General features: G+C 75.7%; 13 protein-coding genes. 9 read left to right on the top strand and 4 right to left on the bottom strand.

Annotated elements, in window-relative coordinates:
- The first annotated feature begins 43 nt into the window (after positions 1-43).
- A complete protein-coding gene (locus tag BM242_RS15485) occupies positions 44-3,319 on the top strand; it encodes a UvrD-helicase domain-containing protein (RefSeq protein ID WP_217652506.1) in 3,276 nt (1,091 codons plus the stop codon).
- Here BM242_RS15485 and BM242_RS15480 read toward each other — a convergent pair.
- The 3 genes from BM242_RS15480 to BM242_RS15470 form a co-directional block, all read right to left on the bottom strand.
- Entirely contained in the window at positions 3,316-4,470 is a 1,155-nt protein-coding gene (locus tag BM242_RS15480) for an LLM class flavin-dependent oxidoreductase (protein ID WP_093839624.1), read from the bottom strand. The genes BM242_RS15485 and BM242_RS15480 overlap by 4 nt on opposite strands.
- A 242-nt stretch (positions 4,471-4,712) precedes the next feature.
- Positions 4,713-4,922: a hypothetical protein gene (locus BM242_RS15475; protein ID WP_093839420.1), complete on the bottom strand. Its 210-nt coding sequence runs from the start codon at positions 4,920-4,922 to the stop codon at positions 4,713-4,715.
- A 4-nt stretch (positions 4,923-4,926) separates the two neighbouring features.
- Positions 4,927-5,721: a hypothetical protein gene (locus BM242_RS15470; protein ID WP_139238343.1), complete on the bottom strand. Its 795-nt coding sequence runs from the start codon at positions 5,719-5,721 to the stop codon at positions 4,927-4,929.
- A gap of 218 nt (positions 5,722-5,939) precedes the next feature.
- Here BM242_RS15470 and BM242_RS15465 point away from each other — a divergent pair, with 218 nt between their 5' ends.
- Entirely contained in the window at positions 5,940-6,272 is a 333-nt protein-coding gene (locus tag BM242_RS15465) for a DUF2087 domain-containing protein (protein ID WP_093839623.1), read from the top strand.
- A gap of 67 nt (positions 6,273-6,339) precedes the next feature.
- Here BM242_RS15465 and BM242_RS15460 read toward each other — a convergent pair whose 3' ends face one another.
- Entirely contained in the window at positions 6,340-8,031 is a 1,692-nt protein-coding gene (locus tag BM242_RS15460; protein WP_175541437.1) for a SpoIIE family protein phosphatase, read from the bottom strand.
- A gap of 258 nt (positions 8,032-8,289) precedes the next feature.
- Between BM242_RS15460 and BM242_RS15455 the strand changes: the two genes are divergently transcribed.
- From BM242_RS15455 to cas6, 7 genes are read left to right on the top strand one after another with little or no spacing between them, the layout of a single operon-like run.
- Positions 8,290-10,617, top strand: coding sequence for an RAMP superfamily CRISPR-associated protein (locus tag BM242_RS15455; RefSeq protein ID WP_093839417.1), 2,328 nt, complete (start codon positions 8,290-8,292; stop codon positions 10,615-10,617).
- Complete coding sequence (locus BM242_RS15450; protein ID WP_093839416.1) at positions 10,614-12,122, top strand: Cas10/Cmr2 second palm domain-containing protein; 1,509 nt, start codon at positions 10,614-10,616, stop codon at positions 12,120-12,122. The genes BM242_RS15455 and BM242_RS15450 overlap by 4 nt, the downstream gene beginning before the upstream one ends.
- Entirely contained in the window at positions 12,119-12,742 is a 624-nt protein-coding gene (locus BM242_RS15445) for an RAMP superfamily CRISPR-associated protein (RefSeq protein WP_093839415.1), read from the top strand. The genes BM242_RS15450 and BM242_RS15445 overlap by 4 nt, the downstream gene beginning before the upstream one ends.
- A complete protein-coding gene (locus BM242_RS15440; RefSeq protein WP_093839414.1) occupies positions 12,739-14,142 on the top strand; it encodes a type III-B CRISPR module-associated Cmr3 family protein in 1,404 nt (467 codons plus the stop codon). Before BM242_RS15445 ends, BM242_RS15440 begins: the two co-directional genes overlap by 4 nt.
- Entirely contained in the window at positions 14,139-15,485 is a 1,347-nt protein-coding gene (locus tag BM242_RS30840; RefSeq protein WP_093839413.1) for an RAMP superfamily CRISPR-associated protein, read from the top strand. The genes BM242_RS15440 and BM242_RS30840 overlap by 4 nt, the downstream gene beginning before the upstream one ends.
- Positions 15,482-15,964 carry a hypothetical protein gene (locus BM242_RS15430; RefSeq protein ID WP_093839412.1) on the top strand — a complete coding sequence of 161 codons (483 nt, stop codon included), beginning with the start codon at positions 15,482-15,484 and terminating at the stop codon, positions 15,962-15,964. The genes BM242_RS30840 and BM242_RS15430 overlap by 4 nt, the downstream gene beginning before the upstream one ends.
- Entirely contained in the window at positions 15,964-16,692 is a 729-nt protein-coding gene (gene cas6 / locus BM242_RS15425) for a CRISPR system precrRNA processing endoribonuclease RAMP protein Cas6 (protein ID WP_093839411.1), read from the top strand. The genes BM242_RS15430 and cas6 overlap by 1 nt, the downstream gene beginning before the upstream one ends.
- Positions 16,693-16,700: the final 8 nt, after the last annotated feature.

Below are 16,700 nucleotides of genomic sequence, written 5' to 3'. Positions count from 1 at the left end.
GGCCGCTACAGCCGGGCAGGGGTGACCGGGTGGGAGGCGTGGCATGATGCGCCCCGTGCGCTTCCATGCCGATCTGCATATCCACTCCAAGTTCTCCCGCGCGTGCAGCAAGGACTGCGATCTGGAGCATCTGACCTGGTGGGCCCGGCGCAAGGGGATCACCCTGGTCGGCACCGGAGACTTCACCCACCCGGCGTGGTTCGCGCATCTCAGGGAGACCCTGGAGCCCGCCGAGCCGGGCCTGTTCCGGCTGCGCCGCGATCTGGACCGGCAGATCGACCGCACCCTGCCGGGCGGCATCGCCGGGGCCGAGGTGCGGTTCATGCTCTCGGTGGAGATCTCCACCATCTACAAGCGCGGCGAGCGCACCCGGAAGATCCATCACCTGGTCTACCAGCCGGACTTCGCATCGGCCGAGGAGTTCAGCCGGCGGCTCGGCAAGATCGGCAACCTCGGCTCCGACGGCCGTCCGATCCTCGGTCTGGACAGCCGCGATCTGCTGGAGATCACCCTGGAAAGCGGCAACGGCCACGGCTATCTGGTGCCCGCGCACGTGTGGACGCCGTGGTTCGCGGTGCTCGGCTCCAAGGCCGGGTTCGACCGCATCGAGGACTGCTATCTCGATCTGGCGCACCACATCTTCGCCCTGGAGACCGGCCTGTCCAGCGACCCCGCCATGAACTGGCGGATCTCCGGCCTGGACGGGTACCGGATGGTCAGCAACTCGGACGCGCACTCCCCGCCCATGCTGGGCCGGGAGACCACCCTGTTCGACACCGGGCTGGACTTCTGGGCGGTCAAGCGGGCCCTGGAGACCGGGCGGGGCCACCTGGGGTCCGTCGAGTTCTTCCCGGAGGAGGGCAAGTACCACGTGGACGGGCACCGCAAGTGCGGGGTCCGGATGGCGCCCGCCGAGACCCGGGCGCACGGCGGGCGCTGCCCGGAGTGCGGCCGGCCGCTGACGGTCGGGGTGCTGAGCCGGGTGGAGGAGCTGGCGGACCGTCCGGAGGGCCACCGGCCGGCGGGCGCCCCGGACTTCGTCAGCCTGGTGCCGCTGCCGGAGATCATGGGCGAGATCCTGTCGGTCGGGCCGAAGAGCAAGACGGTCCGCCGGGAGACGGACCGGCTGACCGCGGCGCTCGGCCCGGAGCTGGCCATCCTGGAGCGGGTTCCGGTGGACGACATCGGGCGTCACTCACCGCTGCTGGCCGAGGCGGTGGCCCGGCTGCGGCGCGGCGAGGTGATCCGGGAGGCCGGGTACGACGGCGAGTACGGCGTGATCCGGATGTTCGAGCCGGCCGAACTGCGGCGCCGCCGGCAGGCGGTGGCCGCGCCGGGCCTGTTCGAGGAACCGCTGTCCGAGGACCCGCCGGCGGCCGGGCGGACGGCCGGACCCGACCCGGCACCGGCGCCGCCCCCTTCACCGGAACCGTCCCCGGCGCCGCCCCCCGCGGCGGCGACGCCCACGGTCGCCCTCCCCGGGCCGCGGCGGGCGGCGGACGCGTCGCCGCCGGCCCGCTCACTGCTGGACGGCCTGGACCCGGAGCAGCGGGCGGCGGCCGAAATGACGGACGGTCCGCTGCTGATCGTCGCCGGTCCGGGCACCGGCAAGACCCGCACCCTCACCCACCGGCTGGCCCATCTGGTGACCGGGCGCGGAGCCGCGCCCGAGCACTGTCTGGCGATCACCTTCACCCGCCGGGCCGCCGAGGAGATGGCGGACCGGCTGGCCGCCCTGGCCCCGCGCCAGGCCCCGGCCCTGACCGTCGCCACCTTCCATTCCCTGGGCCTGTCCATCCTGCGCGAGCAGCACGAACGTGCCGGGCTGCGGCCCGGTTTCGCCATCGCGGACGAGGCCGCCCGGACGGAGCTGGCCGCCGCGCTGACCGAGGGCGGCGGCGAGCGGCAGGCCCGGCGCCTGCTGTCCGCCGTCTCCCGGCTGCGCCGCACCGGCGAGGGCGCCGGGGACGAGACGGTGCGCCGGTACACGCGGGCGCTGCGGGAGCGGAATCTGGCCGACTTCGACGATCTGGTCGCCCTGCCGGTGGAACTGCTCTCCGCCGATCCCGCGCTGGCCGCCCGCTACCGCGACCGCTACCGGTGGATCTCGGTGGACGAGTACCAGGACGTGGACGAGCAGCAGTACCGGCTGCTGCGGCTGCTCACCCCGCCGGACGGCAATCTCACCGCGATCGGCGATCCGGACCAGGCCATCTACCGGTTCCGGGGCGCGGATGTCGGCTTCTTCCTGCGCTTCCGGCAGGACTTCCCGGCCGCCCGCACCGTGCGGCTCACCCGCAACTACCGTTCCGCGCCGGTGATCCTGTCCGGCGCCACCCAGCTGATCGCGCCGGCCACCCTGGTCCCGGACCGGGTGCTGCGGCCGATGACCGGCGGCGACGACGACAACGTCGGCGGCGGCGGGGCGGGCCGGTCCCGGACGATCGGCCTGTACCGGGCGGCGAACGAGCGGGCCGAGGCGTCCTTTGTGGCCCGCACCATCGAGAAGCTGCTGGGCGGCGCGTCCTTCCACTCCCTGGACAGCGGACGGGTCGGCGCGGACGACCTGCACGGCCCGTCCGATCTGAGCTTCTCCGACTTCGCCGTCCTGTACCGCACCGACCGCCAGGCGCAGGCGCTGGTGGACGGGCTGACCGTGACCGGGCTGCCGTTCCAGAAGCGGTCCCACGACCGGCTGGCCGGCCGCCCCGGGGTCGCGGCGGTGCTCGCCGCGCTGCCCGCCGTGACGCCTCCGGTGCCGGCGCCTCCGGTGCCCGTGGCCGAGCTGCTGCGGCGGGCCGCCGAGCATGCCCGGGCGGGCGGCGCGGACCCCGGGGACGCCGTCGGGCTGCTGGCCCCGCTGGCCGGCCGCTGCGGCGAGGACCTGGAACGCTTCCACGCCGAGCTGGCGCTCGGCGTGGAGGTGGACACCTGGGACCCGCGCGCCGACCGGATCTCGCTGCTCACCCTGCACGCCGCCAAGGGGCTGGAGTTCCCGGTGGTGTTTGTGACCGGCTGTGAGGAAGGACTGCTGCCGCTGCGCCTGCCCGGCGACCGGGCCGCCGCGGAGGGACCGGAGCAGCGGCGGGACCGGGAGGAGCAGGACCGGGAGGAGCGGCGGCTGCTGTTTGTCGGGATGACCCGCGCCCGGCGCCGTCTCTTCCTCACCCACGCCGCGGAACGCACCCGGCACGGGACCGCGCACCGGCCCGCCCGCTCCCCCTTCCTGGACGCGGTCCGGCCGGATGTGCTGCGCCCGCTGCCGGACCCCCCGGCCCGCCGCGCCGCCCGCGCCGCCACCCAGCTCCGGCTGCTCTAGCCGCCCCAGCGCGCGGCGTCGGCGGCGTCGGCGGCATCGACGGCGGCTTCCGCCTCGGCCGCCGCGGCCCTGGCCCGCTCCTCGCTCCGGGCCACCAGCGCGGTGTGGGTGGGGGCGTCGGGGACGGTGGCGGGGCGGTTTCCGGCGAACTCCTTGCGGAGCACGGGAACGACCTCCTCGCCGAGCATGTCGAGCTGTTCCAGGACGGTCTTCAGGGGCAGGCCGGCATGGTCGAGGAGAAAGAGCTGGCGCTGGTAGTCCCCGGCGTACTCGCGGAAGCCGAGGGTCTTCTCGATGACCTGCTGCGGCGAGCCCACGGTCAGCGGCGTCTGCTCGGTGAACTCCTCCAGTGAGGGGCCGTGGCCGTAGACCGGGGCGACGTCGAAGTAGGGGCGGAACTCGCGTACCGCGTCCTGGGAGTTGCGGCGCATGAAGACCTGGCCGCCCAGGCCGACCACGGCCTGTTCCTCGGTGCCGTGGCCGTGGTGGGCGAACCGGCGGCGGTAGAGCTCGACCATGCGCCGGGTGTGGTCGGCGGGCCAGAAGATGTTGTTGTGGAAGAAGCCGTCGCCGTAGTAGGCGGCCTGTTCGGCGATCTCCGGGGAGCGTATGGAGCCGTGCCAGACGAACGGCGGGACGGCGTCCAGCGGGCGGGGGGTGGCGGTGAAGCCCTGGAGCGGGGTGCGGAAGCGGCCCTCCCAGTCCACCGCCTCCTCGCGCCAGAGCCGGTGCAGCAGGGCGTAGTTCTCGATGGCCAGCGGGATGCCGTTGCGGATGTCCTGGCCGAACCAGGGGTAGACCGGGGCGGTGTTGCCCCGGCCCAGCATCAGATCCACCCGGCCGTCGGCCAGGTGCTGGAGCATGGCGTAGTCCTCGGCGATCTTCACCGGGTCGTTGGTGGTGATCAGGGTGGTGGCGGTGGACAGGATCAGCCGCCTGGTGCGCGCCGCGATCCAGCCCAGCATCGTCGTCGGTGAGGACGGCACAAACGGCGGATTGTGGTGCTCGCCGGTGGCGAAGACGTCCAGCCCCACCTCCTCCGCCTTCAGGGCCAGGGTGATCATGGCCTTGATCCGCTCGTGCTCGGTCGGGGTGCGGCCGGTGGTCGGGTCCGGTGTGACGTCCCCGACGGTGAATATCCCGAACTGCATGGCTCCCGCGGTCCCGGTCATGGCTGCCGCCTTCCTCCTCCGGTTGCCGGACCGCCCGCCCGGGGCCGTGGGCCGCCCGGGGCAGGCGGTTCAAGATCAGTCAAACATTCAACTGCCTCGGTGAACGCCTGCCGCGCTCCCGCTGCTCCTCCCCCCATTCCACCCTCCCGGCGGCTCGCGCGCACCGCGGCCGGAGCCACCGGGAGAGGCACCACCGGCAGCGGCGGTGCGCGACCGGGGCGTCAGCCGGTCCCGGCGGCCGGCGGGCCGGACGGCCGGGCCACCCGCTCCACACCCGGCCGGCGGTCCAGCAGCCCGCCGAGCCGGTAGGCGATCTCCTCGTGCGCGGTCTCCCGCTCCGCTCGCCGGCCGCCCGCGGTGATGTCGTCCACCCGGAAGACCTCCACCTCGCCGGTCTCGGCGTTGAAACGGAACTCCACCCGCACCCGCACGCGTTCAGACCTCCATCTCGAACCGGACGCTGATCACCCCGTCGTCCTCGGCGACCGTCAGCCCCTCGGCACCGTTTGCACGGGCATAGCCCACCACCGTGTCCCGGTAGGCGGCGGCCAGTACCTCGTGCACCGGCCGCAGAAAGCCGGTACGGCCGTCGGCCAGCCGCCGCGCCGCCTCCCGGCTCAGCTCCTGGTGGCGCCGCCGGCACGGACCGGCCAGCCGCCGCTCGGCGTCCCGCGCCGCCTCGGCGGCCAGCTGCTCCGCCTCCGCGGCCAGCCGCCGCCGGCCCGACCGCCGCTCCTCCTCCAGCCGCCGGCCCAGCTGGCGCCTGGCGTCCCGGTCCGCCTCGGCCTGGGCCTTGCACTCGGCCTCGCGCCGGGCCGACTCCCGGGTGAGATCCGCCCAGCCGTCCTCGAAGTAGCGGGCGCTGCTCTCCGCCGTGGTCTCCACATCCACCGTGCCGCGCACGGTGCGCACCGCCGCGCCACGGGCGGTCACCACATCGGTCAGCCGGAGCGTCATTTCCAGCTCCCCGCTTTCCGGGAAGTAGGCGATCCGGCCGCCGTCCGTCTCCATCCGGTACGCGCTGTCCCGCCACTCCCACCGGGTGTCCGAGCCGAGCGCGGTTTCAAATGCGTTACGGGCCGCCTTTCCCAGCAGGCCGCCGAATTCCTCGCGCAGCGTTGCCTCACCCGTGACAAGGGCGCTGGCCTCGCCGGTACGGGTGAGTTCCTCCTGCCACATCCGGGCCAGCCGGCTGGACGCCCGGACCCGGATGCGTCGCGCACTGCACATGGGACCCCCATGAAGATGCCCCGCGGCCGGCGGATTCGGCCGGGAGGCGTGGCACTTCGGCGATGATATCGGACCCGCGGCCGGCGGTTTCCGGATTCACCGCACGCCCTCACCGGAGGAAAAATGCGCGGCGCAATACATTCAAATTCCCGGCTGCGAATCCCCGGGGCCCGGAAAACCCTTTGCCACGGTCGCGGCGGGCTGCCATGGTGCCGGGCATGGCTGATGAGGTCCCCGGCACGGCGGAAGACGAGGCGCCCCGCGGCACCCCGGGCGGCACCCGGCGCGGCAGGAACCGCGGTCCGGCCGCCGGCCTGACGACCGCGGACGGACGGCTGACGGCGATCCCGCGGCGCACGGCCCGGCGAGATGCCCTGCTGGTGCATCTCGCCGAGACGCTGTTCGCCAGGGACCGGGTCTACTCCGAGCCCGAGGTCAACGCGGCGCTGCTGACGGTGCACGACGACTTCCCGGCGCTGCGCCGCCATCTGGTGGAGGCCGGCCTGCTGGCCCGGACCAGAGACGGCGCCGCCTACCGGCGCGTCGCCTGAGTCCGGTCCGGTCCGGGCCGCGCCGGATGCGGGCCCGGCACAGGCACCGCCGGGCACAGCCCGGGAGTCAGCGGCGCAGCAGCACCATGGCGGCGTCGTCCTGCCCCTCCCCCTCCCGGCCCGGGGTGGGCCGGCACAGCCAGGCCGCCAGCTCGTCCAGATCCTCCGGCCCCCGCGGCACCGCGGCGGCCAGCGCCCGCACGCCCTCCTCCAGATCGGTCCCGCGCCGTTCCACCAGCCCGTCGGTGAACATCAGCAGGGTCTCGCCGGGAACCATCTCCAGCGAGGTCATGGGATAGGCCGCGGCGGACAGCGGGCCCAGGCCCAGCGGCAGCGCCCCCAGCACCGGATAGCTGTGGCATTCCCCGCCCGGCGGCCACAGCAGCGGGTCCAGATGCCCGGCCCGGACCAGCCCGACCCGCCCGCTGGCCGGGTCCGCCTCGGCATACAGGCAGGTGGCGAAGCGGTCGGTGTCCAGGTCGCGGAGAAACGCGGAGGCCCGGACCATCACGATCGAGGCCGGCAGCCCCTCGGCCGCATAGGCGCGCAGCACGATGCGGAGCTGTCCCATCACCGCGGCGGCGTGTGTGTCGTGCCCCTGCACGTCCCCGATCACCGCCGCCACCCGCCCGCCGGGCAGCCGGATCACGTCGTACCAGTCGCCGCCGATGTCCCGGCCCTCCTCGGAGGAGCGGTAGCTGACCGCGGCCCGCATCCCGGCGATCTCGGGCACCGAGTGCGGCAGCATGGCCCGTTGCAGGCTCTCGGCCAGCTCCCGCCCCTGGTCGTAGAGCTTGGCGCGCTGCACGCTCTGGGCGACGGCGCTGGTCAGCGCGGTGATCAGGGTGCGGTCGGCGGGGTGGAACACCCGGCGGCCCTTGAACAGCAGCCCGATCGCGCCGATCGGCCGGCCCTGGGCGATCAGCGGCAGATAGGCCGCGGAGGTGACATCCAGCCCGGCGATGTGCGGCCACAGCGACGGATAGCTCTCGGCGAACTCCCGGCGGGAGCGGATCCAGCGCGGGCTCAGCGTGCGCACCACCTCGCTCAGCGGGTAGTTGTCGCTGATCCGGGTGAGCTCCAGCTCGGGGACGATGCTGCCCTCGTGGCCCTCGGCCACCTGGCGGATGTGGCTGCCCTCGACAAAGCCCAGGATCAGGGAGACCACGCCCAGCCGGCCGAGACCGCGGGAGCCGTGCAGCACGTCCAGCACGTCCTGCACGGTGCGGGCGTAGGCCAGCGCGGCGGTGGTCTCCTCGACCATCTGGGACTGCTGGTCGTGGTGGGATTCCAGGGTGAGCGGCCCGGGCGGCTGGGCCAGTTCCTGGCTGACGTCCCGGACCACGCCGATGATCCGGTAGGGACGGTCGGCGGCGTCGCGCAGGATATGGCCCTGGATGTGGGTCCAGCGCAGCTCGCCGTCGCGGCGGCGGATCTTGATGTAGGAACCGTAGCCCGGGCGGTGGTCCTTGATCGCGTGGGAGATGACCGCGTCCAGCCGGGCGCCTTCGGTGGGCGGCAGCCGGGAGCCGCCGATGTCCTCCACGGTCGGGGCGTAGCGGCCCGGTTCCAGATCGAAGACCTCCTCGGCCATCCGGTCCAGATGCATGAGGCCGTGGTCCAGATCCCAGTCGAACCGGCCGATCCGGTTCAGCGTCAGCGTGACGTCGGCCCCGGCCGGCCAGTCGGCCAGGGACGCGGCCGACGTCGTCCCGGGGTCGGGTGGAGCGGCCATCGGCACCCCCACTGCGGCGAGCACGGACATCTCTCACTGTGGCATCCGGCCCCTGCCGCCGCGACCCGGCGCCGGGGCGGGGCCGCCGCCGGGCGTCCCCGTCCGGACTTCGGCGTTCCCCGCTCCGCCACCGTCCGTTGTCGCTGGGCTCGGGCGAGCGACAGCCGGGAGCCGGGAAGGGAGACCCGGGCCGGGGACGGACGGGCCGGGAACGGGCCACGGGCAAGCCGGGGGCGAGCCGGGGGAGGCGAAGGCGTGGGGCGGAACACAGGGAACGCCGGGGTGCCCGGGGGCGGATCCGGCCCCGTACCTGGACGCCCGGGCGGCGCCCCGGAGCGGGACCGTCCGGAGACGGAGGCCTCCGGCGGCGCCGTCTTCGTCAACCCGTACACCTTCGTCCCACTGCCACGGTTCCCCGACGAGGACGGCACCGGCCACCGCCGCCCGCCGGCCGGTCACGAGCGACTGGCCCCGGACCGGCTCAGCGGCCGGATCGAGGTGGAGCTCACCGCCGCCGCCCCGCTGCTGTTACGCGGCATCCGCAAGGGCGAGGAGGAACGCTTCCCCCGCCGCGCGTTCCCGCCGCCCCCGGACCCGGCCGGCTCCCACGGTGCCCACGGTGCCCACGAGGTGCCCTTCCTGCCCGGCTCCTCCCTCGCCGGCACCGTGCGCGCGCTGCACGAGACGCTGGCCGGCGGCTGCCTGCGCGTCTTCGACGCGGACTTCCGCCCCGGCTACCGGGACGCCGCGAGAACGCGGCACCGGGGCTGGAAGCCGGCCCTGGTCACCGAGACCGAGCACGGCCGGCCGGCCGCCGTCCGCATGTGCACCGAGGTGGTGTGGGCGGACAGCGCGGATCTGGCCCGGGTGCTGGGCTCGCCGGAGCGGGTGGTCACCGGCGCCGAGGTCCGCGTCACCGGCTGGGAGCGCCACCAGCACTTCGGCCGCAACCACGCCCGGGGCGACCAGGTGGCCGCCGGTGACGGCTGGGTGGTGCTGGTCACCGACAGCGGGGCCCGCGAGGACAACCCCAGGTGCCACACCTACTGGTGCGCGGTGGGAAAGCTGCCCGCCGCCGACGCGCCCGCGCTCGGCGTTTCCGACGCCGCCTGGCAGGACTTCCAGGCCGCCGTCGCCGACGCCGAGGATGTCCGGGTCGCCCGCCGGGAGCACCGGCTGGACACCGGCAAGGCCGAGCGCAAGCCGGTCACCTGGCGCGGGGCACGGATCGGCGAGCGCCACGAGGCCCGCCCGCGGCTGTACCCCGGCCAGGTGGTCTGGGCGGCGGCGGGCGGCACTCCGCGCGCCGTCACCGGCCTGGCCCTGGCGGCGATCTGGCGCCACCCCGGCGGCTTCACGGCGGGCGAGCGGGTGCCCACCGCGCTGCTGCCCTGCACCGCCCCGGACGCGCTCTGCCCCTCCTGCCGCCTCTTCGGCTCGGCCGACACCGGCGGTGCCGACACCGCCGAGGCCCGGCAGTCCTCCTACCGTGGCCACATCCGGTTCGGCGACGCCCGCCCGGCCCCCGGCACCGGCGCGCCCCGCACCCGCCCGGTCCGCCTGGCCCCGCTGGGCGCGCCCCGGCCCGGCGCGGGGCAGTTCTACCTGGCCAACGATGCCAAGCGGCTGGAACCGGCCGCCGAGGGCGACCTCCCGCTGCGCGAATGGGGCTCCCCCGCCGACCACGCCCCGCCCCCGCGGAGCGCAAGGCGCGGCGGCCAGGACAAGAATCGGAAACAGAAACAGCCGAAGAACCGGGGCCGGTACGCCGACCAGAGCGCGGACCGGGCGGGGACGGGGCAGCGGCGGCCCGCCGCCCCACCGGTCACGGCCACCGGCCGCCCGTCCGCCGGGGCCGGTGCCCCCGGCGCGCCCGACGCGTCCGGCGCGCCCGGCAGCCCTGACGCGCCCGGCGGCCCACAGCCCCGCCCCCGCCCGCTGCGCGGCCGGAAACAGTACTGGCTGACCGCCCGCCACGCCGAACGCCCGTTCTTCCGCACCCGGCGCGGCCGGTGGGAGGGCGAGATGGCCCGGGACGCCGAACAGGTCGACGCGGGCGCCCGGTTCGTCTTCACCGTGTACGTCGACGGTTTGACCGCCGCCGAACTCGGCGGCCTGCTCGCCGCGCTGAACCCGGCACTGCTCTTCGACGACGCCCCGGACCCGGTCGGCTACGCGGTCGGCGGCGCCAAGCCGCTCGGCTTCGGCGCCTGTACCGCCCGTATCACCGGCCTGGATCTCACCGACGCCGCCGCCCGCTACACCACCGGCGGCCCGGCCACCCCGCCGCCCACCGCCGAGGAGGCCGTGGCCGCCTTCCGCGCACAGGTCCCGGCGGAGGTCACCGTCACCTGGAGGGCGGCCCGGGCCGCCCTCACCCTGGACCGGGTCCCGCCCGGCATCGTCTGGTACCCCCCGCAGAAGCCGATCCCGGACGGCGAGCTGCACCCGGACGACCTGGCGCCCGCCTTCCGGGGCTTCTGGAAGCACTCACGCGGCGAGGAACTCTCCCACTCCACCCGCCCGCTGATCCCGCTGCCCCGGGCCGCCGCGCCCGCCGACGAGCAGACCCTGCCCGTCCTGGACGACAAGGGGAAACCGGCACCGTGACCGCCCCCGCCGCGCCCGGCGCCTCACCCGCCGCTTCTGACGACACACCGCCCTCCGCGCACTCTCTCTACCTCGACATCTCCTGCGTCCGCATCCAGCGCTATCTCTCCCGCGCCGGCCGGCTGCGCGGCCGGCGCGGCGCCAGCGCCGCCATCCGCGCCGCCGGGCAGACCGCCGGGGGAACCGGCCGGACCGCCCCGTCCACGCCGTCCACGCCCTCCGCCCCGTCCGCCGTACGCAACCCGGAGGCCGGGACGGTGGACGGCGTGATCAGCCTGCGGCTGCACCCCGCCCCGGCCCGCGAGGAGGACGCGGACGCCGCCGCCCGGGAGATCGCCGCCCCGGTCCTCCGGCGGCTGCGCGCCGAACTCCCGGCCGGCGAGTTCCACGCCGTCTGGGGCACCGGCAGCGGCTATCTCGACGCATACCACCGGGTCCTCAAGCCCCGGCTGGAGCGCGGCGACGTGCTCACCGACCTGCCGCCGGTCCCCGAACTGCCCTGCGCCCGGACCTGCGAGGAGTGCCATCTCGACCCGGCGCAGCGGGAGTTCGTCTTCGGCAGGGAGGACGACGGCACGATCGGCAAGGGCTGGCTCTGCCCGGACTGCCTGATGCGCTTCTCCCGCGAGATCCGGGACACCGCCGACACCGCCGAGGAGGAACTCCGCGACGCCCTCGGCCTCGGCCGCTGTGTGGACACCCTGGCCGAACTGGCGGCGCTGGGCGCCACGGCCGGCAACCCGGACCTCTCCGAGCACAACCACATCGCCACCGTCCACATCGACGGCAACTCCTTCGGCGCGTTCTTCGACCGGCTCGCCGAGGCGGGCCCGGCACTGCCCCCGGAGGTGAAACGGGCTCTCTCCCGGGACCTCGCCGAGTGCGCCCGGGACGCCCTGGCCGAGGCCGCCCTCACCGTCTTCGCCGCCCCGGACGGAGACACCCTCGCCGTCGTGCCGCACCTGGTCGGCGGGGACGACGTCCTGGTCAGCCTGCCCGCCGGCCGGGCCTGGCGGTTCACCCGCGCCTACCTGGCGGAGTTCGGCCGGCGGGCCGCCGCCGCGCGGGCGGCGGCGGCCGAGCTGGTGCCGGACGGCCTGCCGGAGCTGTCCGCCTCCGCCGGGCTGGTCTTCGCCCGCCACAAGGAACCGTTCCACCTGGTCGTGGAGGAGGCCGGCCGGCGTCTGAAGGCGGCAAAACAGGCGGTGCGCGGCGAGGCCGCCGCCATCGCCTTCGCCGACCTCACCACCGGCGACACCACCGGCGAGGCCGTCAGCCTGGCCGTGCTGGAGCAGCAGGCGGCGGCCCTGGACGCGCTGGCCGCCCTGCCCGCCTCCTTCCGCTCCACCCTGACCGGCATCCTGAGCCGGGCCCCCGGCGAGACGGCCACCGCCGTCACCACCGCCCGCCGCCTCGGCCACCACCGGACCGTGGCCCCCTTCGCCTCCCCCGGCTCCCCGATCACCCTGCCCCAGGCCCTGCGCACCATCCGGTGGTGGCGATGACCGGCTCCCCCTCTCCTGACCCCTCCGCCGGCGACGGCCTGACGGTCCGTATCGACTTCCACGGCCCGTTCCGCATCGCCACCGGTTTGCCCGGCCGGGGCGCCGGCACCACCGTGGACCTGGCCGAGCCGCTGCCCGCGTCCTCCCTCAAGGGCCTGATGCGCGCCTCGGCCCGTGTCCTCCTCCCCGCCACCGAGGCCGCCGCCGGCTACCTGGACCAGGTCTTCGGCTCGGCCGCCGTCCCCTCCCCCTGGCAGTGGACCGGCGCCCGCTTCCCGGAGGACCACCCGCCCGCCGTGGTGGGCCGGGCCCGGATCGCCATCGACAGCGGCACCGGCACCGTCCGCCGCGACCATCTGCTGCTGGCCGAGGAGCTGTGGCCGCAGGCACCGGCCGTCTTCACCGTCACCCGGGGCGGCCACCTGCCACCCGGCCGGGCCGCCGAGCAGCTCACCGTGCTGGCCTGCGCCGCCGCCGGGGTGCACGCGCTGGGCGGCAGCCGGCGGCGCGGCCTGGGCTGGGTCACCTGCACCCCGGTCACCGCCGGCCCCGGCGACGGGTCCGCCGTGGACGACGCCCTGCTCGACCGCTTCGAGAACCTGCGGAGCCGCCTCGCATGACCCGCACAGCCGACACCACCGACACCACCGACACGGCCGAAACGGCCGACACGGCCGACGTCACCCTCCGCCTGGACCAGTCGGCGCAGCTCGGCCGCGCCCCGCGCGGCACGGCCCCCGTGGAGACCCACCGCCACCTGCCCGGCACGGTGCTGCGCGGCGCCCTCGCCGCCGCCTGGATCAGGGAGTCGGGCCCGCCCCAGCAGGCGCCGCCGGACCGGCGCGACGCCTTCCTGCACCTCTTCGAGGGGCCGGTCCGCTACGGCCCGCTGTTCGACCCGGCCTCGGATGTCGTCCCCCGCTCCGTGCTGCGCTGCAAGTACCGCCCCGAGCCCGCCTGCCACGGCTTCGCCTCCGACCGGGCCGCCGACGACGCCTCCCCCGCCTCATGCACCGTCTGCGGCGGGCGCACCGAACCCGGCAGCGGCGAAGTCGAGTTCTTCGGCCCCCGTGCCGTCCCCGACACCGTCCAGACCACCCGGGTACGGCTCACCGAGGACGAACGCGCCGAGGAAGGCCGGCTCTTCACCCGCCGCGCCCTGGCCGCCGCCCGCACCCTGGCCGGCCGGATCACCACCGACGACGGCAGTGCCCTGCCCGGCTGGCTGCTGCGCGGCCACCGGCTGCGCGTCGGCGCCCGCCGTTCCACCTCCGGCGCCGCCCGCTACCGCCCGGCCGCCCCCGCGGCAGTCTCCCCGGCCGTCCCCCCGTACTCCCCCGACGCCCTCGCCCCCGGCCTCCTCCTCACCCTCCGTCTGCTGTCCCCCGCCCTGCTGGTGGACGCGGCGGGCCGCCCCGCCGGCCGCCCCGACACCACCGTCCTCGGGGAACTGCTGGAGACCGGCCCCGGCGTCACCGTCGAACGGTCCTGGACCCGCCACGAACAGGTCGGCGGCTGGCACGCCCTGACCAACCTGCCCAAGCCGTCCGAGCTCGCCGTCGCCGCCGGCAGCGTCTTCCGCCTCCGCCTGCCCGCCCCGCCCACCGCGCGCGGCCTGGCCCGCCTCGCCGCCCACGGCCTGGGCCTGCGCCGCGCCGAGGGCTTCGGCTGGCTCGCCTACGGCCCCTGGACACCCCCCGCCGGCACCGACACCGACACCGCGCCGCTGCCCTCCACCGGGACCAAGGCCGCCCGCCTCACCCGCGAACTCCACCAACTCACCGCAAACCCCGCCTGGTTCCAGGCCAGACTGCGCGACTGTCTGCACGGCCGGCGGCGCGGCGAGGCCCCCGACCCGCGCTTCCTCGACCTGCCGCAGGCCGAGGTGCTGCACCGGCTGCGGGACGGCGCCCTCGGCGACGAACTGCGCCGCCTGGTCACCGACCCGGACCGGACCGCCGACCTGGAGGACACCGTGCGTGCCCTGGAGGCCCGGCTGCGAGAGGACCGGGACCGGTGACCGACCCGACAGGCGAGGCCCGGGCCGCTGCCCGCGCCGTACAGGAACGACGCCATCTCCTCCTCGCGGAAATCGAGTTCGAACTGACCGGCCCGGCGGCCATCGCCGCCCCGGAACGCCGGGCGGGCGAGACCGCCACCGTCCGGCCGCTGGCCCGGGACGCCTCCGGCGAGCCCTGGATACCGCCGACCTCCCTGGCCGGCTCCTTCCGCGCCCACCTCCCCGACCCCGTGCGCGGCGAGCTCATGGGCCACGGCGCGCCGCGCGGCGGCAGCACCGAGGACAGCCTGACCTCCCGCGTCCGCTTCCTCGCCACCGAACTGACCCTGCCCGAGGGCGGTTCCCCGGTGCACCGCACCCGCACCGCCATGGACGCCCGGCGCGGCGCCGCCGCGGCCGGCACCCTGCGCACCGCCGAGTATCTGGCCAGCGGAACCCGGGTGCGGTGCCGGCTGTGGGTGCACGGCGAGGAGGAACACCACCGGCCGGTGCGGGAGGCGCTGCGCACCTGGCGGCCCGTCATCGGCGGCGGACGCTCCACCGGCCACGGAACCGTCCGGCTGCTGGCGCTCCGCCACGCCGTTGTCGACCTCACCACCCGCGCCGGACGCGCCCTGTGGCTCACCCACGGCGGCCCCGCCCTCTTCACCGCCGCCGGCCTCCGGCCCGTCCCCCTCTCCCCCGCCAACCCCACCGCCTCGCCCTCCGCCTTCCTCCCCGCCCTCCCCTGGCAGCTCACCGACCCCCTGCACGTGGGCAGCGGCGAACGCCGCCCCACCGAACCCTCCCGCATCCTGCTGGACGACACCGGCCGCCCCCTGATCCCCGGCACCGCCTGGAAAGGCATCCTCCGCGCCCGCACCGGCTACGTCCTGCGCTCCCTCGACCGCCCCGCCTGCCCCGGCATGGCCGACTCCTGCGGCCGGTGCTCCCTCTGCACCACCTTCGGCTGGACCGGCCCGGACGCCACCGGCGCCCGCGGTCTGCTCCGCTTCCCCGACACCCCGGTCGAGGACGCCCCACCGCCGGCCGTCCGCAACCACGTCGCCATCGACCGCTTCACCGGCGGCGCCCGCGACGGGCTGCTCTACCAGGACGAAGTCATCGAATCCGGCACCTTCACCCTCACCCTCACCCTCACCACCGACCCCGCCCGCCAGGGCCCCGCCGCCACCGTCCCGCCCGAGGCCCGCGCGGCGCTCGTCCTCGCCCTGTGGGACCTGCACGAAGGGCTGTACGGGCTGGGCGGCGGCACCACCCGCGGCTACGGCACCGTCCGCTGCACCGACCCCGCCACCCTGGCCGCTCTCCGCGCCGACGCCCGAAAGGCCCTCACCCCATGACGCCCGCCGCCGGCCCGCTCCCCCTGTACGGCTACGGCCGCATCCCCTGGGACACCGCCCGCCCGCTGCTCGACGGCTGCGCCTGCACCTGGACCGACTTCGACGGCCTCCACCTCACCGACACCCCACCGCCGGACCTGCCCCGGGCCGCCACCCACCTGTGGGGCTGGACCGCCGACGGCTCCCGCCTGGTCCGCCTCCGCTTCGACACCCCGCCGTACGTCTACGCGGCCGTCCTCGGCGCCACGCTGCCACCGGCGCCGGAGCCGATGGACCTCGTCATCCCGATCCGCCGCCCCGTCGTCCTGCGGCCCGGCAGGCAGCAGAGCACGCGATCCGGGACATCCGACGCGCCCGCCGATCTCCAGGCCGCGCCGCTGCCCGACGCCTTCACCGCCCTCCGCTGGGAACTGGCCGAAGTCCCGGGCACCGCCCCCGTCACCTTCGTCCGGGCCGTCCCGAAGGAGACGGCCGCCTGATGCCCTCCCGCTGGACCCTCACCCTCGCATCCCGCGACCCCGGCCGCCCGGAACGGCCCGTCACCCCGGCCCAGCTCCACGGCCTGGCCGCCACCCTCCTCGAAGGCACGGACGCCGACCACCACGCCCAGCACAAGCCCCACACCGTCTCCCCCCTCCTCGCCTCCCCCCACCCGGGCACGGCCCTTCTCCGCCTCGGCTGGCTCCCGGACCGCCCCCGCCCCGACCTCACCCTCCTCCTCGGCCAGGAACTGCGCCTGGGCGCCCAGTTCTTCACCGTCCGCGACGCCGACGAGGAACACACCCCGTACGAACTCCTCCGCCACGCCCCGCCCGCCGAGCGGGCCATCCTCCGCTTCCGCTCCGTCACCTACTTCTCCCGCCGGGGCCACTGGTACCCGCTCCCGGACCCGGGCCTCGTCTACGGCGGCCTCATCCGCCGCTGGAATCTCCACGCCCCGCCCCAGGCCCTCATCACCGAGGAGGACGGCAAGCGTTTCCTGCCCCTCCTCGCCCTCTCCGCCCACGACATCGCCTCCGCCCCGGTCGACCTCGGCCCCTCCGCCGGCCGCATCGGCTTCACCGGCACCGCCGCCTTCCGCCTTGTCGGCCCGGCCACCGGCACCGACCGCCGCCTGCTGTCGGCCCTCACCCTCTACGCCACCGCCGCCGGCATCGGCGCCCAGACCACCCACGGCCTCGGCACCGTAGAAACCGAACTCGAATAACGCCCACC

Source organism: Streptomyces aidingensis, assembly GCF_900112355.1.
Taxonomy (GTDB): domain Bacteria; phylum Actinomycetota; class Actinomycetes; order Streptomycetales; family Streptomycetaceae; genus Streptomyces; species Streptomyces aidingensis.
The sequence above is the reverse complement of the archived record's forward strand: the minus strand, read 5'-3'. Positions and strand labels throughout refer to the sequence as shown.

Bases quoted from the DNA above. Each gene is read 5' to 3' on its own strand.
- BM242_RS15470 (WP_139238343.1), bottom strand. From the start codon at position 5,721: ATGTGCAGTGCGCGACGCATCCGGGTCCGGGCGTCCAGCCGGCTGGCC.
- BM242_RS15485 (WP_217652506.1), top strand. From the start codon at position 44: ATGATGCGCCCCGTGCGCTTCCATGCCGATCTGCATATCCACTCCAAG.
- BM242_RS15480 (WP_093839624.1), bottom strand. From the start codon at position 4,470: ATGCAGTTCGGGATATTCACCGTCGGGGACGTCACACCGGACCCGACC.
- BM242_RS15430 (WP_093839412.1), top strand. From the start codon at position 15,482: ATGACGCCCGCCGCCGGCCCGCTCCCCCTGTACGGCTACGGCCGCATC.
- cas6 (WP_093839411.1), top strand. From the start codon at position 15,964: ATGCCCTCCCGCTGGACCCTCACCCTCGCATCCCGCGACCCCGGCCGC.
- BM242_RS15440 (WP_093839414.1), top strand. From the start codon at position 12,739: ATGACCCGCACAGCCGACACCACCGACACCACCGACACGGCCGAAACG.
- BM242_RS15465 (WP_093839623.1), top strand. From the start codon at position 5,940: ATGGCTGATGAGGTCCCCGGCACGGCGGAAGACGAGGCGCCCCGCGGC.
- BM242_RS15445 (WP_093839415.1), top strand. From the start codon at position 12,119: ATGACCGGCTCCCCCTCTCCTGACCCCTCCGCCGGCGACGGCCTGACG.